Genomic DNA, 26,565 nt, shown 5'->3' on the forward strand with positions numbered 1-26,565 from the left:
GAATCGCCAACATTCCGGTACTGGATGCCCTTTTTTATAAGGATGTACAGGTCAACCCGATCGGTCTTCCGCTTATCTAAGTCTGATCCCCAGATGCTCTCTCAATGTGCGCCCCGAATATTCTGAACGAAATATTCCCCTTTGCTGCAGCAAAGGCACCACCGAATCCACGAATCGCTCCAGCCCGCTTGGCAATAAAGGCGCCATAACATTAAAGCCGTCGCAGGCTCCGCTCCTGAACCAGTCCTCGATCATATCCGCGATCTGATCAGGACTTCCGGTAACGGTCATATGGCCTCGTGCCACAGCATAATGCCGTCCCAGCTCCTGAACGCTCATTCCGCTTCGCTTAGCCGTCTCTATAATCATGACCGCCCGGCTGCTGTTCCCTTCCTTGGGGAGATCCGGTAACGGCCCATCGGCCGGGTATCCGCTCAGATCCGTATTCAATAGCTGTGACAGATATTTAACCGCAGCCTCCGGCAAAATAAGCTCGCTCCACATCTGCCTGGATTCGCGGGCTTCCTCCTCGCTCTCCCCGAGGAATACGAGCAGGCCCGGCATTACTTTTACATCATCCGGTTCACGCCCATATTCGGTCAGCAGGCTCTTAAACCGTTGATAGTACCTGATGGCCTCCGCCTTATCCTCGCATGCCGTAAATACAACATCCGCCGTTCGCGCAGCCAGCCGTTGTCCGGCGGCCGAGGTGCCTGCCTCGATAATCACGGGTCTGCCTTGCGGCGATCTTGGCATGTTCAACGGCCCTTCGATGCGAAAATATTCCCCTTGGTGATGAACCCGGTGGATTTTATCCGTATCGGCAAACACGATTCCTTCCCGATCCACAACTACAGCATCTTCCTCCCAGCTGTCCCACAGGCCGGTAACCGCCCGCATGAATTCTTCCGCCCGTTCATACCGCTTCCCATGCTCCAGCAATGCAGCTGATCCGAAATTCCGCGCTTCCGCATCCTTGGTGGAGGTGACAACATTCCAAGCTGCCCTGCCACCGCTAATATGGTCCAGCGTTGAGAGCCTTCTGGCCAAGCTATAGGGCTCGTTGAAGGTGGTTGAAGCGGTCCCCGTCAGGCCGATATGTGAGGTCACGCCCGCCAAAGCGCTCAGCATCGTCAAGGCTTCAGGCTGAAGAAAGCTGACATTGGTTCTTAAATCCCCTATTAAAGGAATCGAGTTGTTGTCCGCAAGGAATATCATATCAAATTTTCCGCGCTCAGCGGCAAGAGCGCAATCTTTGTAAAAGGCTAAATCGATCGGCCGGACTTTCGACGACTCCGGATGACGCCATGCCGCGATATGATGACCGTAATTCATCAGAAAAGCACCGAGACTCAATCGTCTCTCCTGTTGGCTCATCGTTATTCCTCCATACATTCAGACACTGTGAACTGAGGTCTTACACACTTCTATATCGATGATCTATCCTTCTTTTGCGAACTTGGTCTCACAACACTCGTGACAAAGTCGGTAACTTGGTCTTCATCAGCTATGCGGGATTGGACGTGGGTCCTCCACAAATCGATATCGCGCAGAAGCGCAACGCTTCCTACTTCCCGGTACCATGTCTCAACCTCATCCCGCCGAATCGTAAAGCTTTGATCTTCAAAAGTGAATATCAGCTCCTCGAGGTTATCGATCAATGCAAAATTCGCCGTTGAATTATACATGAACAATGCATTCAGCTTATCAGGGGCAAGCTCCCCTGCTCTAGCCTGATACAGAATCTCGGCTGTCAGCCGGTCAGGGTACATCTGAAAGGTTCTTCCGATGCTGCGAAAAGGCAGGGATGCGTTCAGATTGGCGAAGTTCGCCGCATTCCCCATATACTTGTTCGAATACGGTATCGATTGACGGATGTCATGCGTTAACGGATCGTTTTGCTCAGCCTCGTATCGAACCGCCTGCGCATTCGCCCTGGGCTTGATGAAGCCTTCCAACGCGAAGAGGCCGCTGATGCCGATCATCAACAGTACAACGATCCATACATTTTTTCTGCTCATGCTTCCTTCACCTCATGTTTGTCGGTTAATCTGGAGGCCCGATGAACCAGCATCGGGACGATCACCGATGTCAAGGGAAGGGCAAGCTGCATTGCGAGGACATACAGCGAATAGGGCCCATCTACCTTAAGGGGACGGCCAAACCAAATATCACTGCCGAAATGCAAAATAAACGTATACGCGGTAACGACGACCATGAATATCCCCCAGATCGCCCACGCCGTCTTGGGCCAGTGCGACCGTCCGGCCGAATGGACGACAGCCGTTTGCGTGTCATCTCGTTTTAGATGCGAGGACACGACTAAAAACATGATGCCGGCAAGGGCGGCCAAGCACAGCAGAAGGGAATTAATCATCACCCCGCTAGGCATAATCCGTGCAGGCAGAGTCAGTATCCATGCCAGCAGAATATAGATCAAGGCACTTTGCAGAAGCTCATAACGATAACGGGTAACATACATCCTCGGGTTGTCATCGAGCAGGTCATCGATTCCCTCGATGCCATCGATCGCTAAACGGATTGCCGCTTGACGGTCCATTCCATGAGCCATCTCATCGGCAACCTTTGCCTCCAGATTACTAAGAATCTCCTGCTTCAGCTCCAGCGTCTCCCTTGTCTTCCGATGATTCGCAAATAACCGATTAACGTAAACCTCCAATTCATGTTCATTCGACATCATGATCCAGCTCCTCTCCATATCCGATCAAGTCATCGATAACGACCCGCGCAGCCTTCCATTCACTCCTGTTTCTTAAAAAACGCTCACGCCCTTGCGGTGTAAGATGGTAATATTTCCGTCGTCCTCCTTGGGTCTCCTCCCCCCAATACGAGCGTATAAGCTCCTGCTTCTCTAGCCTTCGCAGACTGGAGTACAGCGTTGGCTCCTTAAGCTCGAATCGTTGGCCGCTTCGCCTTGCAATTTCTTTAATGATTTGATACCCGTAATTATCTCCGTCCATGAGCACGCGAAGAATAAACGTGTCGATGTTTCCCCGTATCAAATCGCTGTTATGTAATGATTCAAGCAACGTTTCCGAAGCCTCCTCTGACGGAAAGAATGGGATTAATATAACACAAATTACTATGTGTGTCAAAGTAATATCAAAGACATAATAATTCCTGATTCATGCTTCCGCTGAATGCTGGGACAGAAAAAAGGGGCTGCCGCCGTCCTAGTAGACGCTCTTGCGGCAGACCCTTCGATTCTCTTATTAACATGCTGTCTTTCTCTTCCATTTTGCCGTTGCTCGTTAATCCCAGTTCCATACCTCGATGCGGCCCAGCCGGAATTCGCGAAACTCCGGACGCTCTTTAAGCCGCTGCAGCTCCTTCACCGGTCCCGTGACCGTTGCCCCGTACACCTGAACCCCGTTTTTCTGAATATAGGCAAGCCGCTGTTTATCCTCATCCTCCCCGTTATACGAAGCATTGTTGATCATCCATTCGATGTCCGACTTCATATGCTCCACATGCTCGGGCATATTGTGTTGATCTTCTTCCGGCTTAAAATAAAACTGCCACATGGATAGACTGTTATCCTCCCTGAAGCCGTATCTGGGCTTTAGCGACAAATGCGAAACATAGTAATCCTTGCTGTCGCCCAGCGAATAACCAACCTCAAACTCTTTAAGCTCCCCTGCATATACCGGCATCCCCGTTATGGCAAGATCGTAATCCGCAAGAAGCTTGTGCAGCTCCTCCGGCGGCATTAAAGTTTTCGTTGAGAATGACAGCTGCGCAACATGACCTTCTCCGACCTGATCCAGAAGTTTAAGATCGCTTTCCGTCTTCGGGTTTGCCTCTATCGTCTCCTCAAACATAACCGAATAGGGGAGGATAAAAGCAGGCCGATCATCCTGATTAAGATAGGGACTTGTTCTCTCGACCGAATAGGTCAGCTTGCCGGAGATGGTTAGTTTCGCGTGAACCTCTCCGGTGATCACCTGCCATTTGCCCACATCCCGATACAGTTTCAGCGTTGTTTTTTGGGTGAGGAACGGGGTAACCTCAATATTCGGAAAGGCCGGCTTCTCCACCCGAAGGCCATCCTCGTGAAGCTCAATAACCGATAGGACTGCCCGGTTAAATTGCTCACTTCTCCCTGATCTGTCCAAGTAAATATGAATAGCCGAAATATAAATGCTATAAAGCAATAACAACAGGATAGCTGCGCCAAGCACGTTCGTCAGAAACTTCACCCTTGTCGGCCAAATCATGCGGTTACGCCGATCCTTAATCCGTTTTCCGGGCTTCGACTGTCCTTGCTCGTCAACAAAGAGCACCTGCCCCTCCTCATCCGCTCCCTTATGATCGCTCATAAAACACCAGACCTCCCTCCTTCTACTCATATAGACAACGGGAGTATTCACTTAATGTTACGAAAAAACATAAAAAAAAAACGCTACGGCTGCAGCTTCCCGCTGCAAACCGTAACGATTTAATGCTGAATTTTATATAAAATGAGTACATCCGTTCAAAGCGAACCGGGCTTTCCATCCCAGCACTCCACATCTTCCAATCCCTTGATGCTCGCTTTGGTAAAGACCGGATCCAGCCCTTCCCGCCGCTGCTTCAAGTAATCCTTCAAGGCGGCAAAAGCCACCTTGGAAAGCAGCGTTATCGCAATCAGGTTTACAATAGCCATCAGCCCCATGAACAAATCGGCAAGATCCCATACCAGCTTGACGCTGGTAACGGAGCCAAAGATCACCATGGCCAGCACACAGGCACGATAGAGCCATATCCAGGCCCGATTCGATTTCAAAAATTCGATATTGGTTTCGCCATAATAATAATTGCCCAGAAGCGTGCTGAACGCAAACAGGAAAATCATGATCGCCAGAAAATCCGACGCCCATGCCCCCATCTCCATGCCGAGCGCCGCTTGGGTCAGGGCAACGCCATCCAGCCCGGTCTCTTTATATGCGCCCGTAAACAAGATGATGAATGCCGTGCTTGTGCAGATAACGAGCGTATCGATCAGCACGCCAAGTGATTGCACGAGCCCCTGCTTCGCAGGATGGCTCGTCGTTGCGGTTGCGGCAGCGTTCGGGGCGCTACCCATCCCCGCTTCATTGGAGAACAATCCCCTTTTGATGCCGTTCATTAGGGCCGCCCCGAGGGTGCCGCCTGCAATCTGCTCATAACCGAACGCGCCTTTCACAATCAGCGTGAGCACCTCCGGCAGCTTCGTAATGTTGGCCAGAATGATATACAGCGCGGCACCGACATACAGAACAGCCAGCACGACGACGATCAGCTCCGACATTTTCGCAATTCTCTTCACACCCCCAAAAATAATAACGGCGAAGATGGCAGCCATCACAAGGCCCACCGTTAAACGGCTCGAGCCGAATGAATTTTCAAAGGCGATCGTGATCGTATTCGACTGAACGGCATTAAACACCAATCCGAAGGATAATGTGATCAGCACAGCAAACAATGCGCCCATCCAGCGCTTCTTCAGGCCTTGCTGAATGTAGTACGCCGGACCGCCGCGGAAGCCTCCTGCGCCGTCCTTTATCTTATAAATCTGCGCCAAAGTGCTTTCAATAAAGCTGGAAGCCGCTCCGATAATGGCAATGATCCACATCCAGAACACGGCGCCCGGCCCTCCGAGCGATATCGCGATCGCAACCCCCGTAATATTTCCGGTTCCGACCCGCGCCGCCATACTGATGGCAAATGCTTGGAAGGGAGAGATGCTGCCTTTGGCTTTCGGTTTGGATTCCCGGATCACCCGGAACATTTCACCCAGCAGACGGAACTGCAAAAACTTGGTGCCGAACGTAAAATACAGCCCTCCGGCAATAAGCAATACAATGAGCAGCTTGGACCACAGAAAATCATTGATGATGTCCACCGCATGTTGAATAAACAGCTCCATAATTCCCCCCGTTTTATATGAGATAAACACCGATTGGTGCAGGATTTGTGAAAATTAGTCCAAAGATCATCTAACCATTTTTACCCTGCGGGTGACAAGGAACAGATTGTGGAAATTGGCCGGCCTTTTGAGCCGGGGGATCAGGGGGAATGGAGCCTATGGCACTGTATATCCGGACATAACGAAAACCCCTCTACTGCGGGTTAACCGCACGCAGAGGGGAGATTTTCGAAGCGGATGACTTAGCTTCGTGTCATGGCGATGGGTCCTTAAGATTTCATGCCGGTGTAAATCAAAATCGCATCGCGCAGGAACGCCGCCGTTCCCGGCTGCTTCGCATCATAGTGTGCCGTAAACCGCTCATCATCCACATACATTTGGGCAAGACCCGCATGGGCCTCCTTGCTGTAATCACTCCAATAATACGTGAGCCACTGCTTATGCAAATCCGCCGCACGCTGTGCCAGCTCCCCGGCCGGATCCCCCTGTTTGAACGCTTCGGCAAGCGTTGCATACAGATCGTCAGCCAGACGGGTCACTTCCTCGTACTGCTCCTGCGTCATGCCCTTCAATTTCGCATTGGACCGGTCTACCGTCTCGTCACCATATTTTTCACGGATTTCCTTGCCGTATTGTTGCTCATTGTCGTCAATCATCTTCTGCTTAAAGCCTTCGAATTTCTCTTGATCGCTCATGGTTATTCTCCCTTCAGTGGAGGCAATCGACTTCTCCACATTCGCAATCAGCAGATCGAGCTGCCGTCTCTTGTCAAGAAGCTGCACATGGTGCTCCTTCAGCGCCCGGACCCGGTCAAAGGATGGCGAGGCCATGATCGCCTTAATGTCTTCCAGCTGAAGCCCCAGCTCCCGGTAAAACAAAATCTGCTGCAGCCGGTTCACTTCCTCCTCCCCGTAGATTCGATATCCTGACGAGCTGATTCTGGCCGGCTTCAGAATGCCAATCTCATCATAATATCGGAGCGTCCGGGTGCTGATCCCAGCCAGCCGTCCAAGCTTCTGTACGGTATATTCCATGATTTCACCTCCTGACATCCTAAACTGTACACCTTAACGTAACGTTAAGGTCAACAGGATCATTGCAAAACATTCGCCCAATTCGTAAAAAGAAGACTGCGGGACCCATCGCCCCTGCAGTCTCCAGTATATCCGGTCCCCCCGGCTTGTACATTCCATATCTTAAACCATCCATGAGATCTTAACTATTCGGCGGCTGACTCAGCTTCCGTATCCGTCTTCGATGCATCAGATGGATTCGAATGCGTGCTCTTCTCATGGATCCATTGCTTTAAAGGTTCCGTCAATTGCTCCTTCAGCTTCTGCAGCAGCTCTTCCTCCGTCATGCCTTTAGCGGCCGCCAGCTCGGCCAGCGATTGCCCGCCCTCAAGGCCCGCCTTCAATTCGTCCTCCGTCATCCCGAGCAATGCTGCGATTTCCTCAGGCTTGCCGAACTTTCCAAAGCCGCGGCCACCTTTGCCATGCCCCTTCATCAGAAGCTCTTGCGCACTCCCATCAACCGCTTCCGTTAATCGTTCGTTCAGCCCTTCCTTCAGCTCCGCCGCCTTTGTGTCCGATATGCCGTCCTCGCTTAGACGCTCATCCAGCTTCGCGGATTCCAGCGCGACCAGCTTCTGCACGAAATCGAATTTGGACATGCCGTTATTTTCAGCAATCTCTGCTAATGTGCTGCCAGCCTCGAGCGCTGTCCGGATATCGCTTTCCGTCAAGCCAAGCACCTCAGCCGCCTCCGTCATCAGATGGCCGCCAAACGGACCGCCGCCCCGGATTCCTAAACGCTTCCCATCGCTGCTCTTCACGGCATCCGTGTCCGTCCCGGCGTTTGTGCCTGCCTGTCCAGCTTCTGTTGCGGAAGCCGCTGCGTCTGTGCTTGCGGCGGCGAAGACCTTGCTTTGCAGGTATCCCGCTCCTCCCAGTACCAGAGCTGCCGCCACACTGCTTACCAGCACTTTTTTACTAATCGGATTCATTGCAATCTCTCCTTTTGGGTGATTTAGATTTGCTTACAATCCGAAGTATAGAAGGCGAAGCTGAAACAGGGCTTAGAGCAGCCTTATGCCTGGCTTAGGCCAAGCTGAAGGTTTGCTGAATGCAGCAAGCGGGCAGGTCCTTTACAGGCCACGGAGCCGATCTCTATTGCAAAGAGCCTGATCCCGGGCTTCAGGATCAGGCTCTGCCAGCCTAACGAAAGGACCAAGTGCGAGCATTCATGACTTTGCGAACCGTCAGCCACAAGGTAAGAAGCAATAGCAATTCGAACACGTTCGTCACGACAGAGCTTTCAACCGGGATTGGAATGGCGCTTCCCGCCGCCATCAATATGGTGCCGATGAATAGCAGGGGCGACCGTTCTCTGCGCCATACAGTCACGCCTGCAAGCAGCAGCGGCACAAGGACGATCATGACCATCAGCGGCGGGCCGGACGATTCGGTGGATACGTATCGAAGGGCACCGTATTGATGTGAAGGGGCAAGCGACAGATCCATCGTTACCGTGACAACCTCCAGCACGATGAGAAGGACGGTCACGAGCCAAGCCCCCCAAGCGGCCCCCGGCTTCCGGGCCCAGGCGCTTCCCGACCGCCGGATCAGATCGAAGGACACCAGCGCCAATAAAGGCGTTGCCAAAGCATGCACCCAGTAGCGCGATAGATTCAGCTGCTCAAGCAGCCTCCCTTCTCCGATCCACCTGCCAAGTCCGATAACTCCGTTGTCCCAAACCAGCCCCGCCGTCACCACGAGCAGCAGATACCGCAGCCCGGGCGATGGATCCCGCTTGAACAGCACCAGGCCATAAACGAACAGCGCCATATACAGAGCGGCCAATATCAAGTAGAGTACAGCATCCATACTTGTGTCAGCTCCCTTCCAGTCCATCATCTTTTCGCTTAAGCCTATCGAATTCCGTTACCATTTATACCCTGTAAACCGCCCCGTTAACCGCATCCTCGGGGTTGTTATCGGCTAAGCGGGAAGCGGGCTCTGAGAAATAACGGCTTTATCATCATAATGCCCAATCATTGCCGTCATGCATGTAATAACAAAAAAAGCGCCAGAAGGAGCTCTCCCCCTCTAGCGCTGCATGTTATTCTAATTCTCGCATCACGTTCGGCCTCCGTGGCTGAATACCGTTATATCACGCCAAGCGCCGCGCTCCGGAGCTTAGTACGGTGCTAAATGTGTCTCGCCATAGGCTTCAGATGGTCATTGTCGGCCGGGTCAACCTTGATCCGGCCGTTCCTCCCGCTCTCGAATCGCCTGCTTGGCCAGATTCGTCAGAACCATATCGTCCATCGGCGGATTATGAAGCCCTGCCCGCACGTCCCGGTACATCCGTTCGAGCGGGAGCTTCCGGGACAAGCTGCTTCCGCCGACGATCCTCATCGCCTGATCCACAATGCGGACAGCCGCATTGGTCGCCGTATATTTAGCCAGCCCCAGCTCCGCCTTAAGTGAGGCCCGGTTGTCCGGCTCCCGGTCCCAGCGGTCGGCCACCTGGTACAGATAGGTCCTGGCCGTAATCAAATCGGCCTCGATCAGAGCGATCTGCCTTTGGATATGCGGCAGCTCCGCAATCGGCACCGTCAGCGAATTGGGCCGGTACCGCGCCGCAAAATCTATCGCAAAATTCCGGGCCGCATAAGCGATCCCCAGATAACAAGCCGGAATATGAAGCAGCGTTCCTTCAGTCGGTACGGGAGAGGACGGCATCTCGTAATTCTCGTCCCGAATCACTTCCGAATCCGGTACGAATACGTCCTTCAGGACGACGTCATGACTTCCCGTCGCACGCATGCCCATCGTATCCCAGGTCTCCTCTAGCTCCACGCCGGGACCGCTCCGAACGAGAAACGCCCCCTTACGCTCGCTGCCTTCGATTCCCGCCGTAACGACAAATACCTTTAGAATCGGGCTTAACGTGCTGAAGGTTTTGCGGCCCGTGATGCTCCAGCCTCCATCGACCTTTACCGCCGTCGTCTCGGGCCGGCCTCCCCGGCTCGGGCTTCCGGTAGCCGGCTCGCTGGCCAGCTCATTGATCACGATGCCTTCCTTGACAGTCGATTCGCACAGACTTTCAAACAATGCCTCGGGCCATGCCCGGGTCAGACGCTGCTTAAGTATGAGGCTGATATGCCAGCCGACAGCCAGTGCGGTGGAGCCGTCTCCGCGCGCCAGCCGTTCCTGGGCCAGCACCATTTCATAGACGGAGGCTTCCTCTCCGCCAAATCGCTTGGGAACGGTTAGTTTTAAATAGCCTGACGCCTTGAGATCTTCAAAGTTCTCGTACGGAAACGATCCTTCCCGATCATGCTTGGGAGCTCTCTCCGCGAATATGGCGGCCAGCCGGTCGGCCCGCTCCGCAATGTTCGCCTCGCGTTCATTTCGTATGAATGGATCTGCGGCATAAGATCGGTTCAAGCTCGCCCCCTCCTTTTCAATACCGTGTATTCCGGTAGCAATATAGAAATTGTAGCAACCCGGATTTGGGGTGTCAATGAAGGGACGCTATGGCAAGTGAAGCTCGAAGACCTGCTCGACGTGGCTTACGCCCCATGCTTCGTTCGGACGCTCGCCGGTCTTGCGGAAGCCGACGTTCTCGTACATCCGAATCGCATTCTTCTGATCCTCGGTCGTCTCCAGGAACACGTTCCGGTAGCCCTTTTCCCGGCAAAACTTGACGGCCTCGTTCAATAACGTCTTGCCAAGTCCCCTTCCCCTGAAATCGGGGTGCAGGATGAACCATCTGAGCTGCGCTTTGTCCGGCGTATGCCCGACAATGGCGATGGCGCCGACGATGCGGCCGTCCGCCTCCGCCAGCCAGAACCGGTCCTTCTCCCGGTCATAACGTTGGAAGAATTCATGAAAGGTCTTGCAAACATAGCCCTCGAATCCATGATTATAACCGCATTCCTCCGCGTACAGCCAGCCGTGCAGATGGATCAGAACGCCAACGTCCCCCGGTCGCAGCTCGGTGCGGATGACCACGCCCGGGCCGCGATCCTCTTCGCCGGAGAGGGAGCTTTCAATGGCCGTCATGCTCTTGGCAATCAGGCCCTTTCTGTGCTCCGGCAGTCCCTCAATCAACCGGCGGACCTGCTCGTCGGATAGCGCATCAAGCTTGTGCAGCATCTCACGGCCTTGATCGGACAAGTAATGGTAGTAGGACCTGCCGTCTTTATCGGATTGAACGCGGTAGGTCAGCCCGAGCTTATCGAATCGCTTTAAAATGCGGCTTAAATAACCGGCGTCGATGCTCAGCTTGTCGATCAGCATTTTGGCCGTGCAATGCTCCGTATTCTGAATTTCATACAGCACCCTTGCCTCGGAGAGAGAAAAATCGCTGTTCAACAAATGTTGATCGAGAAGTCCGAGCACATTCGTATAAAAACGGTTAAAGCGCCGGATCGTCTGAATGATGGTTGCATCTGACATGATGAGTGAGCCCCTTTCTTTTTATTCGGTTAGCAAAAAATTAACATTTATACTTGACTAAGTCAATTATCAATTTGACACAGTCAACTAAATAAACGACAAAAAGCACGGAATCCGTAAGTTCCGTGCTTTTCCCATGGTGACCCGCTCCAACCACCTTGCCTACTTGTGCAGGTCGACGGTTTTATTCAATTCGGAATCCTCTTCCTGGCGCTGGCCGGTCATTTTCCGGAAGAACGCTTTTACGGTCTTCATTCGGTCTCCCGTTTCCCAGTATTCGGCCGTCTCGGTCCGGATTTTGATCAAGATGATGTTTGGATCATCATAGGTCGTGTCCAGAAATTTTTCGTACATCTTATTCCAAAGCTCTTTCTTCCTGTTCAGATCATCCACGATTTCCGCGGTGCCGCGAATGGACACATACGACTTGCCGACATAAGCGACGTTCACGTTCGGATTCTCCAGGATTTCCTTGTATTTGCTCGTATCCTTCTTGGTCAAGAACCACAGGTCTCCGTCAAATTCGATATCCTGCGTCTGCATCGGCCGGGAATTAATGCCGCCCTCCGATATGGTCGACAGCATGGCGGTTTCAACGTCTTTGATAATATCCTTAACAGTCTCGACCGCTTCTTGGTTGATTACTGCATCCTTCGACATGGTATCACCTCATTCATGTAGTTATGTTGGTCGATGTTTTGCGTTTAAGGCAGCTATGAAAAATGTTCTTCCGATCACTCATTTCTCACTCTTGCCTCTTTACAAAATTCTTTAGTTCAACTTTGTAATTAAACGATTCTTAAACCTGCAATCGAATCTTTAAACAAACAGCAACCGGGCAGCCGCCCTCGCCCTATCCTCGTTTTCCCAAGAAGCGCAGATATGGGTAGGATGCGTTATTTCGGCGAAACTATACGGTTTTACCGCCAGGGGCCATCAGCCATGCCATGAAAAAGCCCGTCAAATCTTGGACGATTTGACGGGCAGATCGTATGATTATTCGCTTATTGCTCACTGCCCGAAGAGGACAAGCCCTTTTTCGGCAGCAGAACCGTAAAGGTAGTGCCTTTCGATGGCTCGCTCTCCACCGTAATCGTACCGTCATGGGCCTGGACCAGCTTGTAGACAATCGCCATTCCGAGCCCCGTCCCCTCAGAGGAAGAGTCCGTGGTGGTCCCGCGGTAATACTGGTGGAATAAATGCTCTACCGTATGAGCCGGCATGCCGACGCCGTTGTCCTTGATGCGAATAACGGCATGTTCTCCCGAGTCCGCGATCTGTACATAGATATCCGTATGCTCAGGATTGTGGAGGACGGAGTTCATCATTATATTTTGCAGGATGCGCTGCATGAATTTCGAATCAAAATCAACATGAATGGCAGGAGAATCCGCTTGAAAATGTAAATGATAGCTGCCCGCTTGCGGATTGTTGCTGATATCGGCCACTACCCTTTTCGTAAATTCGACGAGATCTTGATTCGTCTTCTGTAAGGGGAGCGCGCCATCAGCGCGATTCAGCTGCGTGACTAAGCTTAGGTCTTGAATCAATTCCTCCATATGCTTACCCTTGTCATCCATTTCCCGGATAAAAGAAATCGCTTCTTCCTTCGACCACTCGTACTGCTCATTCAATAAAAGGGCCGAGTAGCCCTTGATATAGGTTAACGGCGTCTTCAAATCATGGGAAATCCCCGCGATCCAATCCTGCTTCGCCTGCTCGATTTGGGTTCGCTCGATTTCGTTCGCTTGCAAAATGCTGCCCAAGGACTGCAGATGCTCCAGCACCTCCCGATAGAGGCGAAATCGCATGCGAAGCTTGCCTTTTCGGGTATATATCTTGGATACATTAGCAGGCGGCTTGTAAATATCCTGTGAAAGTCGATGAATCCAGGACATGATGAAGCCGAGCGGGCCGCCGAAATACCATCCGAACAAGGCAATGCAGAGCAGCGTGCTGGCCCCGAAGATTCCTCCTACAACAAGACCTTCATCGTCCATGCTGATATGGATACCGAGCACGGGAAGAAGCCCTTCCAGCATAATGACAATGAGCAAACCGGTCCCCAGCATCCATAGAATAAGTCCTAATGCCAAATGGATCGTGAATCGTGTTTTTATTCGCATAGCCGTTCCTCATTCGGGGGGATGAATTTATATCCGATTCCCCTTAAATTCACGATGATTTTCGGCTTTCGGGTATCGTCACCGAGTTTTTTCCGCAGCTTGGAGATATGGATCGTGACCGTTTTTTCTTCTCCGAACACATCATTTCCCCACACCAATTCGTATAGCTGCGCCGTCGTAAAGATATGATTCGGATGCTTGCAGAAGAAATGCAGCAGCTCCAGCTCCTTCGCCGTGCACTCTACAGGTTGACGCTTTACGGTTAACGTTGCCGACTCCGGATGAAAAGAGAAGTATCCGTAATCGTACGCCGTGTTTTGTTGAGCCGCATTCTCCATGAGTCTCTGCCGGCGAAGAATCGCCTTGATTCGGGCAGTGACCTCCAGCGGATTAAACGGCTTGGTAATATAATCATCCCCGCCAAGCCCCAGCCCCGTAATTTTATCGAAGTCGGTAGAGCGAGCGCTGATAAAAATAATCGGCGTATTCGTATGCCTCCGGATCTCCGTGCACAGCTCAAAACCGCTAAGGTCCGGGAGCATGATATCGAGCAAAATCATATCATATGTCTTCTCTTTGACACGCTGCAGCGCTTCTTTGCCCGATGAGGCGGTATCAATATGGGTGAAGCTCTCCTTCCGGAGCGTAATCTCCAGCAGCTTCAAAATCCCAATTTCATCATCGACAGCTAATATGGATGCAGATTCCATTATCAATTCTTCCCTCATTTCATATGTATCCTCAAACATGCTGTCTCTCTATCTTACTCTATTTAAAAAGGCAGGGGCTCCATCGAAGTAAAATGTTACGAGCTTTTTCCGCACCGTTTACTTTGTTTTTACTTTCATTCCCTAAGCTTAGGGTAGCACATCACTACGAAACGGGAGGTAATCAGACATGGACGCCGTCATTCAAATCAATCAGATAAGCAAGGCATACAAAGGCACGGAAACGATTAAGAACGTCAGCATGCGTATTAACCGAGGGGAGATTTACGGGTTTTTGGGTCCGAACGGAGCCGGCAAAACAACCGTGATGAAAATGATATTAAACCTGGTGAAGCCGTCTTCGGGTGAAATCCAAGTATTCAATCAGCGGATTCAACCGTCATCGGTTCAATACTTAAAAAGAATCGGCAGCATCATTGAATATCCCGTGTTCTACGACCGGCTGACGGCCGAGGCCAATTTGGAGCTTCATTGCAGATACATGGATTATCGCAATAAGCCGGCAATCCAGGAAGCGCTGGAGATCGTAGGTCTTCACGGCGTGGGGAAGAAGAAAATCCATGAATTTTCACTAGGCATGAAACAGCGGCTGGGGATCGCGCGCGCCCTGGTTACGAAGCCGGACATCCTCATTCTGGACGAGCCGATCAACGGACTGGATCCGATCGGGATCAAGGAGATGCGAGAGCTTCTCTTGCTGCTTAAGGAGAATTACGGTACGACCATTTTGATCTCGAGTCATATCGTGTCCGAAATCGAATCGGTCGCCGATGCGATCGGCATTATTCATCAGGGAACCCTGTTAAAGGAAGTAAGGATGGAGGACATCCGAAGGCAGCATGCCGGATCGCTCGAAGACTACTTCATTCATCTCATTCATGGAGGCAAACGCTATGCTTAAACTCATAAAGCTGGAATGGCAAAAAAGCAACATCACCGGTTATTTTAAAGGATTAGCCGTTTGCATCATCGCTATTTTCGCCGCCGTCAGTTTGATGGCTCTGGGCTCGCGCGGTGAAAGTGAACCGATGTTTGAGAATTACGCCGCATTTATGTCTTTAGCGGATATTTTGACGCGCATCACCTATATCATTTTCGCAAGCGTGATTTTGTCGCGTTTAGTGATTGAGGAATACAAGAGCAACATGATCCAGGTGCTGTTCACCTACCCGCTGCAGCGAAAAAAAATCATGCAAGCCAAGCTATCGATTGTATTTGGGTTTTGCTTATTCAGCATCCTCGTCACGACGGTTGTCATCAATCTGTTAACGTACTTCTTGAATCCGAAGATCGGGTTATTTGAAGGATCGGTTCACGTGGATGAAATGATGGCTACCCTTCCGGCAACGCTGCTAAACGCCTTTATGATCGCCGGAATCAGCCTGATTCCTTTATTGTTTGGCATGAGGAAAAAGTCGACGGCTTCCACGATTACCTCGGCTGTCATCATTAGCTTCGTGATTAATGCCACGGTGTCTAACGGAGGAAGCTCGACCAGCCTGTTCCAATTCATTGCCGTCCCGATGACGCTCTGCCTGCTTGGGCTGATCCTTGGCTATTTTTCTTTTTACAGAGTGGATCGATGCGACGTGGCCTAAGATGTACCGTAGATAACTGGAGGAATCGAACATGAGAAAAATCATAACCGCTTCGCTGGTCTTGCTTGCCGTTGGCGGGTTAGCTATGGGCTGCCGAGGCCTAGGAACATCACAATATAACCATGAGGTATCCTTTGGGGCCGACCGAATTGATGAAATTGAAGTCAACAACGATTCTTGGGATATCGAATTCAAGCATTCAGATTCCCCTAGCATCACCATCGCTTGCGATGGGAAGCGGCAGAACAATAAGAGCGAACCAGTAACGATAGATCTTGACGGGAATAAAATCATCGTGACCCAGGAGGATCAAGGGGATGGCATGGGAGGCTTTACTTTTGGCAAAAAAGGCACGATCACCCTATCCATTCCTGACCATGAAGTCGATACGATTACATTGAATAACGACGCGGGGGATATCCAGCTGCAGGATGTCGCGGCCCCTCGCGTGGTCTTAACCAACCATTCGGGCTCAGCCGATCTCGAAGGGCTCTCGGCGGACCATGGTGAGTTTACTTCCATAGACGGGGATATCCAGCTGACAAACAGCTCGCTAAACGAATTAACGGTAACCACAGGCAGCGGCGGCAGCTATATTACCAACGTGACCAGCCCTGAGATGATAATAGCCTCAAATGATGGGGAGGTATCGATCAAAGCGGCCGAAGAAGGAAGGCTGCTGCGCGTTGAGACAGAATCCGGTGATATCGCCGTCTCCTATACAACGCCCCCGGCATCATTAAAGCTTACCGCGAACAGCGGCTCATCGGATATCAGCGCCCGATTAGACGGCTTTAAGGAAACACGGCGCACGGAACAATCCGTGGAGGGCACGATTGGAGACGCATCGAATACCTTAGAGCTAGTCAGCCAGGACGGAACGATCAGTGTAAAATAGTTGGGTTCCTGTGGGGGCAGGAATTAAACGGAATAAAATATACGTTCACCCGACAAATAAGGTGTACAGTATTCGGCACACAGCTTCGGCATCCGCTCGCGCATCCATGCATGCACGGCTTCATTCTCCATCTGGAAGACATAGTATCCGATAATGGCCAGCAGCATGAAGCCTTCTAACAGAACGAGTTCCTCTGCTCCCGTATGATCACTGCCATAATACCCTTTCAAGAATCGATCCCGAAGCTCCGATGGAACCATCATGGCCCCCATAGCAACATCCGTGTAACAATAACCCGGCCCGAAAAAACCAAAATCGATAAAACTCAGCTCCCCTCCCGGGGTCATGATGATGTTCCCCAAGCTTAAATCGCCGTGGATGAGTCCCCAGGCATCTTGCTGTCCGCCAGCTTCAAGCCGGGCATTTACCAGCAATACCGTTTGTTCAATAAGGGAAACATCGGAGGAAGCGAACAATCCTCTCCCTAGCCCTTTCTTTATAACCTCGATCATATATTGATTATAGCCAATCCCCTGACTCGGACGCTTGTCCAGGCCTTCCTGCTCGTACTGGCTATAGAATTGGTGCAGCTCTGCAATGCGAGTCCCCAGCTTCTCGACCAATATCGGGTCGCTTACGTCTTCTTTCCGCAGGTCTCTTCCCTCCAGCCAAGACAGCACAGAGCTGTTCCACCTCTTCCCCTCGAGCTCGATGATCGTAATCAGGTCACCTTTCCGATTACGCAGCGGCCTCTGGACGAGAAGATGATCCCGGTCTGACATCGCCTCCAGCATCTGCAGTTCACCCAGCAGACCGTCATAGGTATGCTGCAGACCGGCCATTCCGTCTTTGACCGGTTGATGAATGCGCAGCAGATACGGGCTTCCGTCATGGCCTTTTACTTTATAGGTTCGATTCTCATTATGCCTGATAAACGTAATCTCCGATTCCCGGATGCCGTATTGAATTAGAATATCCTGCAGCTGTTCATTTTGCATGTGGGCTTCTCCTTACCCTTCATAATCATTGACTATATCACCCTCCGAGGAATGTATGGTCAAAGTACGCCTTGAAGTCCGGATACAGATAATCCAGCGATGCTTGAAGCTCGACCCGGTCCGTTTGCTCCTCATCCAGATCAAATAAGATTTCATGCTCGATCTCATAGATGGCCCCGAAGCCTTCGCCAGCCTCTTCATTTACGTCGATGCACCATATCTTGGCGTATTCGGAATCCCATGTGAAAGGCAGATAGCCCAGCCGGCACAACAAGGGATTGTACATATCCCTGACGTTATCCAGCGGCTCGTCCACCGGTTGCTCAGGGATGACGTCAAAGTAATGATGATATGTAGAGATAAATGCTTTATACCACTCGAGAAATGTCAATCCATACTCGTCTTCCAGCTCCCTAATATCAGCTTCACTCACAACGGAAGGAACCAGCTTCCAGATGGACCACTCCTCGTCGGTATCGGTGGCCTTCATCTCTGCAGGAACGTCCGGGCGCATCCACCTGCAGAAGCCGTCCTCCGTAACCTGGCTGTATTTTGCGTAATAGGCATCAAAGCCTCGTTGGATATAGTCGCGTATGTCCATGTTCCAAATCTCCTTATGCAGAAAATACACTCCGCTCAGCGCTGCTAATCTATACGGAGCGGGAAGAGAACGTGCTTCGTCTCCGGTTCGAAACCGAAGTTTCCTTCTTCCTTGATCCCTATCCTTGATTCAATCAACGAATCTTCCATATTATAGCATGACAAGGAGCCCTGCTTGGACCACAAGATTCCCTCTCTACCCTCCTGCACAGGCAATACCTAACATGTGCGTATTTATGTACCTGTGGATATTTGATAAAATATTACGATCAACCATTGGAGGATCACGTGTAATGAAATTAAAAACTACGCACAGGTGGGATTTAGACGAGCAGGAAGCCATTGAGTTACAGCATCAATTGGCTTTGCAAGTGATGAAGGAAGATGCGCTGGAGCCGGTTCGTTATGTCGCAGGCGTGGACGTTGCCTATAGTGAGCAGAATGATAAGCTTATCGCTGCGGTTGCGATTTTAGAGGCCGACTCCTTAACCCTCGTTGACACCGTTATGGTTGAAGAGAGCGTTTCGTTTCCGTATATTCCGGGGTTGTTTTCCTTTCGGGAGCTTCCGCCCATCATGAAAGCCTTTGAGCAAATCAGCATCTCGCCCCAGTTAATCGTTTGCGACGGTCAAGGGCTCGCACACCCGAGACGTTTTGGGCTGGCCTGCCATCTAGGGGTTCTTTATGATATTCCAACCATCGGCTGCGGAAAAACAAAGCTCTCGGGAAGTTACATTGAACCCGATATCCAGAGAGGCTCATATTCACCGCTCATGGATCAACATGAAATAATCGGGAATGTATTGCGCACCCAGGATGGCGTTAAACCTGTGTTTGTCTCTATCGGCCACCGCATTTCTCTGGCGACAGCATGCGAATGGATTTTAAAGCTCTCCCCCACATACCGCCTGCCGGAAACCACCCGTCAAGCGGACCAAATCGTTAGAAAGGGATTAAAGCTTACCTAAATAGCAAAGGATGGGATTTGTCCCCATCCTTGTTATGTATAGTATTACTTTTCACGGGTAAACCGAGATGTGTAGTATACGTGATTTGTTGTACCAAACGATGTTGAATCTGCGATTTACGCCGCCTCCAGCAAGCCTACCTGTAATACTTGACACACCTTTCTTGGAAAGGGATTCTATCATAGAGCAGCAATTCTTCCTGCAGCAAATTTGTTATATTCTCTATTTTTGCAATGAATAGTGCGTAAAAGTCACCCGAATTTGGATATGAAAATAGTCCATATCCCTTTGGTAACAGTATCTTGTTAACCTCTCTGATTTTATCAGGTAAATATTCATAGTCATACGCTTCTAATTGCTCAAGTTCTTCTTTTGCTGCTAATTCAATTTGGTGGGCGAATTCATAGTCGAGAATAAAATTGACGATCTCTTGATATTGCTCACCTTTATAATCAACGTATAAAAACTGTTTCGTCTTCAGTCCATATTTTAAGAGGTCTTCATGAATGTCATAACTTCCTTCATCTTTCAAAAACTGTTCAAGATTCTTGTCATCAGGGAATATGAGCTGTGCTATTTCTTGATCCTGCATACTTGTCCCCCCTTTATTAAAACAACTCCCCATGCTGGTTAGGAATGTATTCGGGATAGTTTTTACGATAAAATTGATCGATCATCTGAAGCGTCGGGTCCCATTCAGGGTATGGCTCAGGGTCTCCAAACACCATTTTCGCTTCCGGGGTATTCATCAGCAAGTCGTCTAGGTGAGTGGGATTAGGCAATCCAAGTTTATTTCTTACATGGATCAAAAATATGATTTCAAATGGATAAAATCCGTATCTGAAGTCACCAAATTCACCCAACTGACCTATTTCAGAAGCTAATGCAGAATGATACAGGGACATTTTCGAAATCAGAGATTCTATTTCCTGCAAATCACCTGTGGACCATCGTTCAAGCACTTCATCATAAACGTCTAGATCATCAGGGATTGATCCGCATCGCTGTCCAGCTTCCTTAAAGCTATTTTTCACGGCTAGATGCAATTGTTTATTCGTTCCCATGATGGTTTTATTTCTATACTGCAGGTACAGCTCAAGCAAAAACCAAATATGTCTGTTCTCTTCATTGGCATCCATTAAATGTCCACCGAAGTGATGAACCATAAAATCATATAGTATATTTTCTTCTTTCTCCCATCCATACATAGCGAAATGTACCAAGGTAATGACCACTTCTCTAAACGAATATCCCAAGATCATCTCCGGATACCTGATTGTATAAAGGTCCTGCCCCATACATTGATAAAACACGACCTTTTGCATGTTCTTTAATCCTTCTGGGTTGTTTCCCCCGCTGATCAATACATCGTGTTTCCATTGTGACAAGTAATATGAGAAAATTTTATTTAGATTTATTAATAGGATATGATCTTTCTCTGTGTCATTTTGCTCTACGATTTTCTTAATCTTGCTTTTGCTGGCATCATATTTATCTTTAACATCTTCAAATTTGATCCCATCCACAAAATTTTTACTATATCTTTTATAAGCCATTTCTAATTTCTTTTGGTTTAGCATTACATCCTCCCTATCAATGAACCTAGCTGAATAAGAGAAAGAGCTCCATGGATTTTAGACCTTTTAGAATTTCATATTCGAGATGGATAGTACGAAACCCTTGCAATGGGCCAAATAACTCCATGAAATGGTAGAAATCGCTTAACTGCTGCTTCACTTCATCCAAGGGGTGCCTTGATTCAAGGGGAGCGTTTAGCAAAAATAATCAAACCTGCCGCTCGAAGGTCTGCTACGATCTAATCAAAGAGGGGGCACTCGGATAAGCTTTCGGATAAGCTTCGAGCCATCCATCCCCCGACGTTTGAATAGGAGGAATCCGTACGGATGAAGCATCTTGTATTTGTAAAATCCATACTGATCGGTTTGTTATGTGCCCTGTTATTTTCCGGCCTCAGTTATGGGCTCGATTGGGCCATCCATATGATGAAAGATAAAGCTCCCGGCAGTCCTTTGACCATAGCCTACGGTGCTCGCTTTACCCTCGTGTTCTGCTTTGCTGCAGGGCTATGCCTGGATCATTATCGAAAAAAAGAAACGGATTAAACCATGAATATCTGCCTGCTCCCACCTTAAGCATATTACAAGCGCATTTTCTGTGTAGAGATGATAGCCCGTAGTAGCTTGCTATTATGACGTGCTAGTATCGCTTCCTGCACTGCATGTCTAATAAAAGCCCGCTCCCGGCGGGCTTTTATTTTTGCATTTGCTTAAGCGGGTTTACGGGCGGCTGTGGTGAAGGGGCAATTCGAAGACCGGCTCTTCAGGTTTATTTAGCTTTTCGAATTGCAACAAAGCGCTGTTTCAGTTTTTTGAGACGAAAACTGTAACTTTATGCTCCGCTTATACGTGAATTACATAGAGAGGAGGGCGGGAAACTGAACAGTCTGGAATCGATTTATCAATATTACGTCAAAGACGTTTACCGTTACTTGTACTCCCTCTCTTATGATCACCATACGGCAGAAGACCTGGTACAGGAAACCTTTTACCGGGCGTACCTGTACCTTGAGGATTGGAAGAATGAACGAATCAAGCCATGGCTATTTCGCGTTGCCCATAACGCTTATGTGGATTATCAGCGCAAGGCAAGCCGCAGCATCGTCAAGGATGCCGCTTTTTTCGCTCGGATGGTCGACCGGGATACGCCGGAGATCACCCTGCTCCAGCAAGAAGTCCAAAGAGAAATTGGACGAATGTTGGCCGATATTCCGGAGAAGCAGCGGCAAGCGGTGCTCCTGGTGGATTTTCACCAATTCACCTACCAGGAAGCTGCCGATATTATGGGCATCACCTTATCCCATATCAAGATCACCTTATTTCGAGCCAGGCAGCGGCTGCGGGAAATGAAACGAAAGGACGGAAGGTTATGAGCGAAGATTTCAAGCAGCGATTGCGAGATTATGCGGACGGCAAGCTGACGGACGAGGAGAAAAACGAAATCGAACGGGAAATGGAGAAGCTGGAGGAATATCAGGCTTATTTAAACGAATGGATGGATAACGAACCGGACAATGCTGGATCTAAGCGCCCGGCCGATGTTCAGAACGACCTCTCACCCAAGAAGGAAAAACGCATTGTTCGCAGGGCCAAATGGAAAGCCCGAATCTCAAATACGTTGACAGTGATAACCGCATTCCTGGTGATTACCCTTCTTAGCTCGATCGGTACCGCGCTGTTCTACGGTGTCGGCGATCCGAGCCGAAACGATAAATATCGGGATGCCATTGCTTCGGCCATCTCGATCACCATGCCTAACATTAACGTTTCACTGAACAGTCAGGGCAAAACCTATTTCATGCAAGAGATATACGGAGATATGGAAAAGCAAGTAGGAAGCGAACGAGTGACTGTCGGTGAGTACACCGTCAACTTCCTGTTTGGGCTGCCTTCCGTCAATGCGGATTGGAAGAATGGCAGCTCGCGTCAATCGCAGATATTCTATCGGCCGGACCCTACTCCAGAGACTTCTTCCGCGAATCCAAATGAAGATCCCAGGGAACAGTCAAACAAACAGACAGCAAGCGCCTCTTCCGCAAAAAGCGGTGACTGGTCCCGGCTCGAGAAGCTTCCCGAAGGCACCGTGGCCGAAGCCTATGTATCGTTTAACCGTTTCTTCACTACGGATGAGCTGCTGAAGCAATTCGAGAAACGGAACATGGAGCCCGTCTGGTTTGCCGTGGATACCGGACCGGAGGACCGGTTCGGCAATCATGATGGCGTAATCACCGACCCTGTCGGCTTTCCATCCTATCCCGTCTGGCATCATGACGATTTGACGATCACCTCCTATAAGGAAGAAAAGCGCGGCTGGTTCGGCAAAATCGTGTCCAGCGGCGGACATTATCCGTCATTGGACACCTACGGGGACGGGAAGCTGCGGAATGCTCACTTCATCAAATCACTGCGGCTTATGCAGGAGTATAAACTCATTAGCGAGCGGGTAGCTCCGTTCATTGACGTCGACGCTTCATTGGCTTACGTAGAGGAGAATGGCGTTCATCTCTATGGTGCCGTCATTACCGGTCCCGTCAAGGAGCTGCTGACGCTGCGCGAGGTTTCCTGGGTGCATGACCTGCGTGTCGGGGAAGTACGGCTGTGGAATTGGAACGAGTAATTATTTTTCACCGAACCTCTTGGCGACTCGGAGCGAATATATAGGTGAGGTCACATTAAAGGAGGAGCAAGCTTGCAAGGTTCAGACTTAACACCGTGGCTGCAGCGACTAAAGGAGGGGGACAAGGAAGCATTCCGGTATGTTTATGATCGAACCGTCGATAATGTGTACCGAACGGTGGCTCTTCTTGTATCCGGCCGGCAGGATATAGAGGATATCATGAATGAAATTTATTTTAAGCTGTGGCTCTCGCTACCCAACTATGACCCCAATCGTCCCTTTCGGAATTGGCTGCACGGAATCGCGATCCGGCAGGTTCAGGACTGGAGGCGCCGAAAATGGCGTAAATTCCGCCTGTTCGAGCGCCAAAAAATGCTTGAAATCCAGCCCGAGCACCCACGGACGGACCGGGTCATTGTATGGAACGAGACAAGCCGAGAATTGCTCGAGCTTCTAAATCATTTATCCTACAAGCTTCGAATTGTCGTTGTTCTCCGGTACTATCATGAATACAGCCTAACCGAGATTTCCGAGCTGCTCGCGGTCCCGATCGGGACCGTGAAATCGAGGCACCATCAAGCCTTGAAAGAGCTTCGCAAACATTCTGTAGAGCTGGATTTAGAAAAGGGAGGTGATTGCTTTGTCCATTGAAGAACGGTTGAAGGATCACATGCATCAGGCGGCTGATCATCTGAATATCCCGCAGGATCTATATGACAGCATATTACAATCGACGGAGGAACGCATTTCCGACAGAGATCGGTTAACCCGAAAATCACGTAGTCGCAGCATCATTCGTAATGCCTTTGTGATCGGAACGGCAGCTGTTTTCATTGTCGTTGTCATCGTGTCCTCTGCCTTCATTTCCCCCGTGATGGCCGAAACCCTAAGCCGCATTCCAATGATGCATAATGTGTTTAAGCTAGCAGGCGACTTAGGATTAAAGGCAGCTGAGCAGAAAGGGTTGGCCACGGAAACGGATTACTATGACACACACGAGGGCTACACTTTGACGGCATCACAGGCTATGTTCGACGGCATGCGCGGAGCTATAGCGCTTCAACTGGATGAGGCAGGACATCCCGCCTCCCTGTTTGATCCTTTCGCTCGCGGCCAATCCGAAGCTTCATCACTAAAAAGCAAGGGTTCCTTTCAAGTGATGAGGGCCTTCATCAATGGAACAGAAGAAAGCATTACTTGGGATATCGGCCCCGGCAACGATGCGGAATCCGCCATTGTCACGATTACCGGAGCGTCTTCGGACCAAGCTGCCCGCAGGCCTGTGCTGCCGGAAACGTTTAATTTGACGCTTGAGGTTAGGCTCGAGATGATCCCGGAGCCGTTTATCCTGCAAATTCCGATGCGCAAAAATACAGATAATCATATCCTATATCCGGAAGCGGAGAAATCATCAAGGCAAGTTAGCTGGAGGCTGGAAGAAATGGAGCGCTCCCCAGTCTCCACTCGCATGGAGCTGGTATTAAAAGAGACTTCTTCGGATGAACGGACCATTTACTTTGAAGTCGTAGGTCAAGACGGCACAGAAATAAAAATCATTGACCTCTACGCTAACGATATGAAACAAGGTTACCGTCGCTTGGACATGCTGTACGAGCCCCTTCCTTCCGATCATCAGTCATTCACGATTAAGCCGTTCCGTTATGTGTATGGAGACTCCCCTGACGCTTGGGAGAAAGAATACATCAAGGATCTGGAATTGACTGTACCGATCGAGGGAAATGACTAAAAATTTTCGAATCACTGGAGGAAACATACATGAAAAAATCGATAAAAGCAATGACGATCCTGACGGCTGCAGGCCTTTTAATGACTTCCGCACCGCTGTTGACTACGCATGCCGCAGCCAAAGCCAATACTTCTGCTGCCGCGGCTTCTTCCCTCAAAAAAATCGATCCCAAATTAATATCCGAGGCACAGAAAAAGCTGAAAGATGCAACCGGTAAAAGCTATTCTTTCAGCAAAGTGGAAAGTTGGAAAACTGGAAATGATAGCGGCTGGACGCTTACGATTAAGGGAGCTCATTACAGTTACGTCAACATTACCAATAATAAAATAGACTCCATCCAACTTGAACAAAAATGGGCGGATCTGCAAAGCTCCAGCAAAGAGACTATCCAATCGGTGCTCAAGGATCTGGATGTGGAGTCGCTGCCCGAATCAGCCACGCTTACGGTCAGCTATTCCGGCAAGCAAGCCGATTCAGGCAAGGTTGAAGTGTTTACACACGTAGATAATCATTACATTACACTTCTTGACGGCAAAGTTAAGCGGGTGATGTCCACCATACCAGTTGAGTCGGTATCTCAGGACATACAGGATGCAGCGAGCGAGGTTACCAAAGGATTCCAGGGCTTGAGCCTCGGCAAACTGACGAAGGCGTCCTATGTTACCGAAAAGGGCAAATCTCATTTCGAGCTGACATTCCAAGGAACTTCCGCAAAAATGCCGATCTTTATAAGCATTGACGAAGCGTCGCGGGGAGTTACGATGTTTGAAGTATCCAGCCTTCAGGATTCCGCAGCCGAATATACCAAAGGGTATAAGAATCTAATGAATATGAGCGAGGACAAGCTCTTGCAGGCTGCCATTCCACTTGCCCAGAGCAGCATGAATCTGGATTTGACCGGGTACAAAGCTGCCAAGGATAAAGATCTTCCAGGAACCGTCCATTTTACTATGAAAAATAAACAAAGCGTAGAAGGCGTGTATAATTCGAAAGGGCAAATCTATGCTCTCAAGTTAAAGTAACCGCTGCTCCTTCTAAGACGGCTCTCTCCATAAAGTATGCCCTGATCATCGAGGAATTGAGCCCAGTGGGAGATCAATTAAAGCGTTGAAAAAATGGGTGTCGGTACGCTGATCTTCCCCCCATCAAGTAGACAGCATTAAAACGGATAGGCTTTAAGCAACCTTGGTACGGAGTTCCACCGTATCAAGGTTGTTTAAATTTTTCTGTGGCCACCTTCGGAAGTGACTTGATCCAACGCGCACCCGACGCTTCATTTTATTATAGTTGAAGACGATTAACGAAACGAAACAGCCAGTCGCCGGATATTCG

28 protein-coding genes are annotated in these 26,565 nt (G+C 49.9%); 10 read left to right on the forward strand and 18 right to left on the reverse strand.

Annotation, left to right across the window (positions count from 1 at the left end; all coding sequences use genetic code 11):
- Positions 1–72 precede the first annotated feature (72 nt).
- From NSQ46_RS26665 to NSQ46_RS26730, 14 genes are all read right to left on the reverse strand, one after another.
- A complete protein-coding gene (locus tag NSQ46_RS26665) occupies positions 73–1,377 on the reverse strand; it encodes an LLM class flavin-dependent oxidoreductase (protein ID WP_028407390.1) in 1,305 nt (434 codons plus the stop codon).
- 50 nt (positions 1,378–1,427) lie between these two features.
- Complete coding sequence (locus tag NSQ46_RS26670) at positions 1,428–2,021, reverse strand: DUF4825 domain-containing protein (protein WP_144867678.1); 594 nt, start codon at positions 2,019–2,021, stop codon at positions 1,428–1,430.
- Positions 2,018–2,701, reverse strand: a complete 684-nt coding sequence (locus tag NSQ46_RS26675) for a permease prefix domain 1-containing protein (protein ID WP_232239456.1) — start codon at positions 2,699–2,701, stop codon at positions 2,018–2,020. The genes NSQ46_RS26670 and NSQ46_RS26675 overlap by 4 nt, the downstream gene beginning before the upstream one ends.
- Entirely contained in the window at positions 2,688–3,050 is a 363-nt protein-coding gene (locus NSQ46_RS26680; RefSeq protein WP_028407387.1) for a PadR family transcriptional regulator, read from the reverse strand. Before NSQ46_RS26680 ends, NSQ46_RS26675 begins: the two co-directional genes overlap by 14 nt.
- Before the next feature lie 222 nt (positions 3,051–3,272).
- Positions 3,273–4,340 (reverse strand): anti-sigma factor C-terminal domain-containing protein, encoded by a 1,068-nt coding sequence (locus tag NSQ46_RS26685; protein ID WP_210094185.1) that lies wholly within the window; start codon positions 4,338–4,340, stop codon positions 3,273–3,275.
- Between the two features lie 155 nt (positions 4,341–4,495).
- A complete protein-coding gene (locus NSQ46_RS26690) occupies positions 4,496–5,908 on the reverse strand; it encodes an alanine/glycine:cation symporter family protein (RefSeq protein WP_210094186.1) in 1,413 nt (470 codons plus the stop codon).
- 269 nt (positions 5,909–6,177) lie between these two features.
- A complete protein-coding gene (locus NSQ46_RS26695) occupies positions 6,178–6,942 on the reverse strand; it encodes a MerR family transcriptional regulator (RefSeq protein WP_028407384.1) in 765 nt (254 codons plus the stop codon).
- A gap of 185 nt (positions 6,943–7,127) precedes the next feature.
- Positions 7,128–7,913, reverse strand: a complete 786-nt coding sequence (locus NSQ46_RS26700) for a hypothetical protein (protein WP_210094187.1) — start codon at positions 7,911–7,913, stop codon at positions 7,128–7,130.
- 211 nt (positions 7,914–8,124) lie between these two features.
- Entirely contained in the window at positions 8,125–8,793 is a 669-nt protein-coding gene (locus NSQ46_RS26705; protein WP_210094188.1) for a hypothetical protein, read from the reverse strand.
- Positions 8,794–9,162: 369 nt separating this feature from the next.
- Entirely contained in the window at positions 9,163–10,362 is a 1,200-nt protein-coding gene (locus tag NSQ46_RS26710; protein WP_341034480.1) for an acyl-CoA dehydrogenase family protein, read from the reverse strand.
- An 87-nt stretch (positions 10,363–10,449) separates the two neighbouring features.
- Positions 10,450–11,376 (reverse strand): helix-turn-helix domain-containing GNAT family N-acetyltransferase, encoded by a 927-nt coding sequence (locus NSQ46_RS26715; RefSeq protein WP_007132490.1) that lies wholly within the window; start codon positions 11,374–11,376, stop codon positions 10,450–10,452.
- 162 nt (positions 11,377–11,538) lie between these two features.
- Positions 11,539–12,036: a pyridoxamine 5'-phosphate oxidase family protein gene (locus NSQ46_RS26720; RefSeq protein WP_007132491.1), complete on the reverse strand. Its 498-nt coding sequence runs from the start codon at positions 12,034–12,036 to the stop codon at positions 11,539–11,541.
- A 344-nt stretch (positions 12,037–12,380) separates the two neighbouring features.
- Positions 12,381–13,502: a HAMP domain-containing sensor histidine kinase gene (locus tag NSQ46_RS26725; protein ID WP_007132492.1), complete on the reverse strand. Its 1,122-nt coding sequence runs from the start codon at positions 13,500–13,502 to the stop codon at positions 12,381–12,383.
- Positions 13,493–14,212, reverse strand: coding sequence for a response regulator transcription factor (locus NSQ46_RS26730; protein WP_028407380.1), 720 nt, complete (start codon positions 14,210–14,212; stop codon positions 13,493–13,495). Before NSQ46_RS26730 ends, NSQ46_RS26725 begins: the two co-directional genes overlap by 10 nt.
- A gap of 187 nt (positions 14,213–14,399) precedes the next feature.
- On the opposite strand from NSQ46_RS26730, the gene NSQ46_RS26735 reads away from it, so the two are divergent.
- Genes NSQ46_RS26735 through NSQ46_RS26745 form a run of 3 tightly spaced genes read left to right on the forward strand, consistent with a single transcriptional unit; the run spans position 14,400 to position 16,726 of the window.
- Complete coding sequence (locus NSQ46_RS26735) at positions 14,400–15,131, forward strand: ABC transporter ATP-binding protein (protein WP_028407379.1); 732 nt, start codon at positions 14,400–14,402, stop codon at positions 15,129–15,131.
- Complete coding sequence (locus NSQ46_RS26740) at positions 15,124–15,828, forward strand: ABC transporter permease (RefSeq protein ID WP_007132495.1); 705 nt, start codon at positions 15,124–15,126, stop codon at positions 15,826–15,828. Before NSQ46_RS26735 ends, NSQ46_RS26740 begins: the two co-directional genes overlap by 8 nt.
- Before the next feature lie 31 nt (positions 15,829–15,859).
- Positions 15,860–16,726: a DUF4097 family beta strand repeat-containing protein gene (locus NSQ46_RS26745; RefSeq protein ID WP_028407378.1), complete on the forward strand. Its 867-nt coding sequence runs from the start codon at positions 15,860–15,862 to the stop codon at positions 16,724–16,726.
- Between the two features lie 23 nt (positions 16,727–16,749).
- Here the strand turns inward: NSQ46_RS26745 and NSQ46_RS26750 are convergent, their stop codons facing one another.
- Positions 16,750–17,724, reverse strand: coding sequence for an aminoglycoside phosphotransferase family protein (locus NSQ46_RS26750; protein WP_028407377.1), 975 nt, complete (start codon positions 17,722–17,724; stop codon positions 16,750–16,752).
- Positions 17,725–17,761: 37 nt separating this feature from the next.
- Positions 17,762–18,325, reverse strand: a complete 564-nt coding sequence (locus NSQ46_RS26755; RefSeq protein ID WP_028407376.1) for an SMI1/KNR4 family protein — start codon at positions 18,323–18,325, stop codon at positions 17,762–17,764.
- A 292-nt stretch (positions 18,326–18,617) separates the two neighbouring features.
- On the opposite strand from NSQ46_RS26755, the gene nfi reads away from it, so the two are divergent.
- Positions 18,618–19,292 carry a deoxyribonuclease V gene (gene nfi / locus NSQ46_RS26760; protein ID WP_028407375.1) on the forward strand — a complete coding sequence of 225 codons (675 nt, stop codon included), beginning with the start codon at positions 18,618–18,620 and terminating at the stop codon, positions 19,290–19,292.
- A 136-nt stretch (positions 19,293–19,428) separates the two neighbouring features.
- Here nfi and NSQ46_RS26765 read toward each other — a convergent pair whose 3' ends face one another.
- A complete protein-coding gene (locus NSQ46_RS26765; protein ID WP_342575353.1) occupies positions 19,429–19,884 on the reverse strand; it encodes a hypothetical protein in 456 nt (151 codons plus the stop codon).
- A 16-nt stretch (positions 19,885–19,900) separates the two neighbouring features.
- A complete protein-coding gene (locus tag NSQ46_RS26770; RefSeq protein ID WP_342575355.1) occupies positions 19,901–20,872 on the reverse strand; it encodes a hypothetical protein in 972 nt (323 codons plus the stop codon).
- Positions 20,873–21,196: 324 nt separating this feature from the next.
- On the opposite strand from NSQ46_RS26770, the gene NSQ46_RS26775 reads away from it, so the two are divergent.
- The 6 genes from NSQ46_RS26775 (at position 21,197) to NSQ46_RS26800 (ending at position 26,255) form a co-directional block, all read left to right on the forward strand.
- Positions 21,197–21,415 carry a hypothetical protein gene (locus tag NSQ46_RS26775; protein ID WP_342575357.1) on the forward strand — a complete coding sequence of 73 codons (219 nt, stop codon included), beginning with the start codon at positions 21,197–21,199 and terminating at the stop codon, positions 21,413–21,415.
- Between the two features lie 386 nt (positions 21,416–21,801).
- Positions 21,802–22,242, forward strand: coding sequence for a sigma-70 family RNA polymerase sigma factor (locus tag NSQ46_RS26780; RefSeq protein WP_342575358.1), 441 nt, complete (start codon positions 21,802–21,804; stop codon positions 22,240–22,242).
- Entirely contained in the window at positions 22,239–23,486 is a 1,248-nt protein-coding gene (locus NSQ46_RS26785) for an anti-sigma factor (protein WP_342575359.1), read from the forward strand. The genes NSQ46_RS26780 and NSQ46_RS26785 overlap by 4 nt, the downstream gene beginning before the upstream one ends.
- A 72-nt stretch (positions 23,487–23,558) precedes the next feature.
- Positions 23,559–24,137: a sigma-70 family RNA polymerase sigma factor gene (locus NSQ46_RS26790; RefSeq protein ID WP_007132507.1), complete on the forward strand. Its 579-nt coding sequence runs from the start codon at positions 23,559–23,561 to the stop codon at positions 24,135–24,137.
- Positions 24,127–25,233: a DUF4179 domain-containing protein gene (locus NSQ46_RS26795; RefSeq protein WP_007132508.1), complete on the forward strand. Its 1,107-nt coding sequence runs from the start codon at positions 24,127–24,129 to the stop codon at positions 25,231–25,233. The genes NSQ46_RS26790 and NSQ46_RS26795 overlap by 11 nt, the downstream gene beginning before the upstream one ends.
- A gap of 29 nt (positions 25,234–25,262) precedes the next feature.
- The gene (locus tag NSQ46_RS26800; RefSeq protein WP_007132509.1) at positions 25,263–26,255 is read left to right on the forward strand and encodes a hypothetical protein; all 993 of its coding nucleotides are present in this window, start codon (positions 25,263–25,265) and stop codon (positions 26,253–26,255) included.
- The last annotated feature ends 310 nt before the right edge of the window (positions 26,256–26,565 follow it).

Source organism: Paenibacillus sp. FSL M8-0142 (genome assembly GCF_038597315.1).
In the GTDB taxonomy this organism is placed as follows: domain Bacteria; phylum Bacillota; class Bacilli; order Paenibacillales; family Paenibacillaceae; genus Paenibacillus_AQ; species Paenibacillus_AQ lactis.

Coding starts and splice junctions, on each gene's coding strand:
- NSQ46_RS26705 (WP_210094188.1), bottom strand. CDS start 8,793: ATGGATGCTGTACTCTACTTGATATTGGCCGCTCTGTATATGGCGCTG.
- NSQ46_RS26765 (WP_342575353.1), bottom strand. CDS start 19,884: ATGCAGGATCAAGAAATAGCACAGCTCATATTCCCTGATGACAAGAAT.
- NSQ46_RS26690 (WP_210094186.1), bottom strand. CDS start 5,908: ATGGAGCTGTTTATTCAACATGCGGTGGACATCATCAATGATTTTCTG.
- NSQ46_RS26665 (WP_028407390.1), bottom strand. CDS start 1,377: ATGAGCCAACAGGAGAGACGATTGAGTCTCGGTGCTTTTCTGATGAAT.
- NSQ46_RS26725 (WP_007132492.1), bottom strand. CDS start 13,502: ATGCGAATAAAAACACGATTCACGATCCATTTGGCATTAGGACTTATT.
- NSQ46_RS26740 (WP_007132495.1), top strand. CDS start 15,124: ATGCTTAAACTCATAAAGCTGGAATGGCAAAAAAGCAACATCACCGGT.
- NSQ46_RS26770 (WP_342575355.1), bottom strand. CDS start 20,872: ATGCTAAACCAAAAGAAATTAGAAATGGCTTATAAAAGATATAGTAAA.
- NSQ46_RS26685 (WP_210094185.1), bottom strand. CDS start 4,340: ATGAGCGATCATAAGGGAGCGGATGAGGAGGGGCAGGTGCTCTTTGTT.
- NSQ46_RS26735 (WP_028407379.1), top strand. CDS start 14,400: ATGGACGCCGTCATTCAAATCAATCAGATAAGCAAGGCATACAAAGGC.
- NSQ46_RS26700 (WP_210094187.1), bottom strand. CDS start 7,913: ATGAATCCGATTAGTAAAAAAGTGCTGGTAAGCAGTGTGGCGGCAGCT.
- NSQ46_RS26670 (WP_144867678.1), bottom strand. CDS start 2,021: ATGAGCAGAAAAAATGTATGGATCGTTGTACTGTTGATGATCGGCATC.
- NSQ46_RS26800 (WP_007132509.1), top strand. CDS start 25,263: ATGAAAAAATCGATAAAAGCAATGACGATCCTGACGGCTGCAGGCCTT.
- NSQ46_RS26730 (WP_028407380.1), bottom strand. CDS start 14,212: ATGGAATCTGCATCCATATTAGCTGTCGATGATGAAATTGGGATTTTG.
- NSQ46_RS26675 (WP_232239456.1), bottom strand. CDS start 2,701: ATGATGTCGAATGAACATGAATTGGAGGTTTACGTTAATCGGTTATTT.
- NSQ46_RS26785 (WP_342575359.1), top strand. CDS start 22,239: ATGAGCGAAGATTTCAAGCAGCGATTGCGAGATTATGCGGACGGCAAG.
- NSQ46_RS26720 (WP_007132491.1), bottom strand. CDS start 12,036: ATGTCGAAGGATGCAGTAATCAACCAAGAAGCGGTCGAGACTGTTAAG.
- NSQ46_RS26715 (WP_007132490.1), bottom strand. CDS start 11,376: ATGTCAGATGCAACCATCATTCAGACGATCCGGCGCTTTAACCGTTTT.
- nfi (WP_028407375.1), top strand. CDS start 18,618: ATGAAATTAAAAACTACGCACAGGTGGGATTTAGACGAGCAGGAAGCC.
- NSQ46_RS26750 (WP_028407377.1), bottom strand. CDS start 17,724: ATGCAAAATGAACAGCTGCAGGATATTCTAATTCAATACGGCATCCGG.
- NSQ46_RS26745 (WP_028407378.1), top strand. CDS start 15,860: ATGAGAAAAATCATAACCGCTTCGCTGGTCTTGCTTGCCGTTGGCGGG.
- NSQ46_RS26775 (WP_342575357.1), top strand. CDS start 21,197: ATGAAGCATCTTGTATTTGTAAAATCCATACTGATCGGTTTGTTATGT.
- NSQ46_RS26695 (WP_028407384.1), bottom strand. CDS start 6,942: ATGGAATATACCGTACAGAAGCTTGGACGGCTGGCTGGGATCAGCACC.
- NSQ46_RS26755 (WP_028407376.1), bottom strand. CDS start 18,325: ATGGACATACGCGACTATATCCAACGAGGCTTTGATGCCTATTACGCA.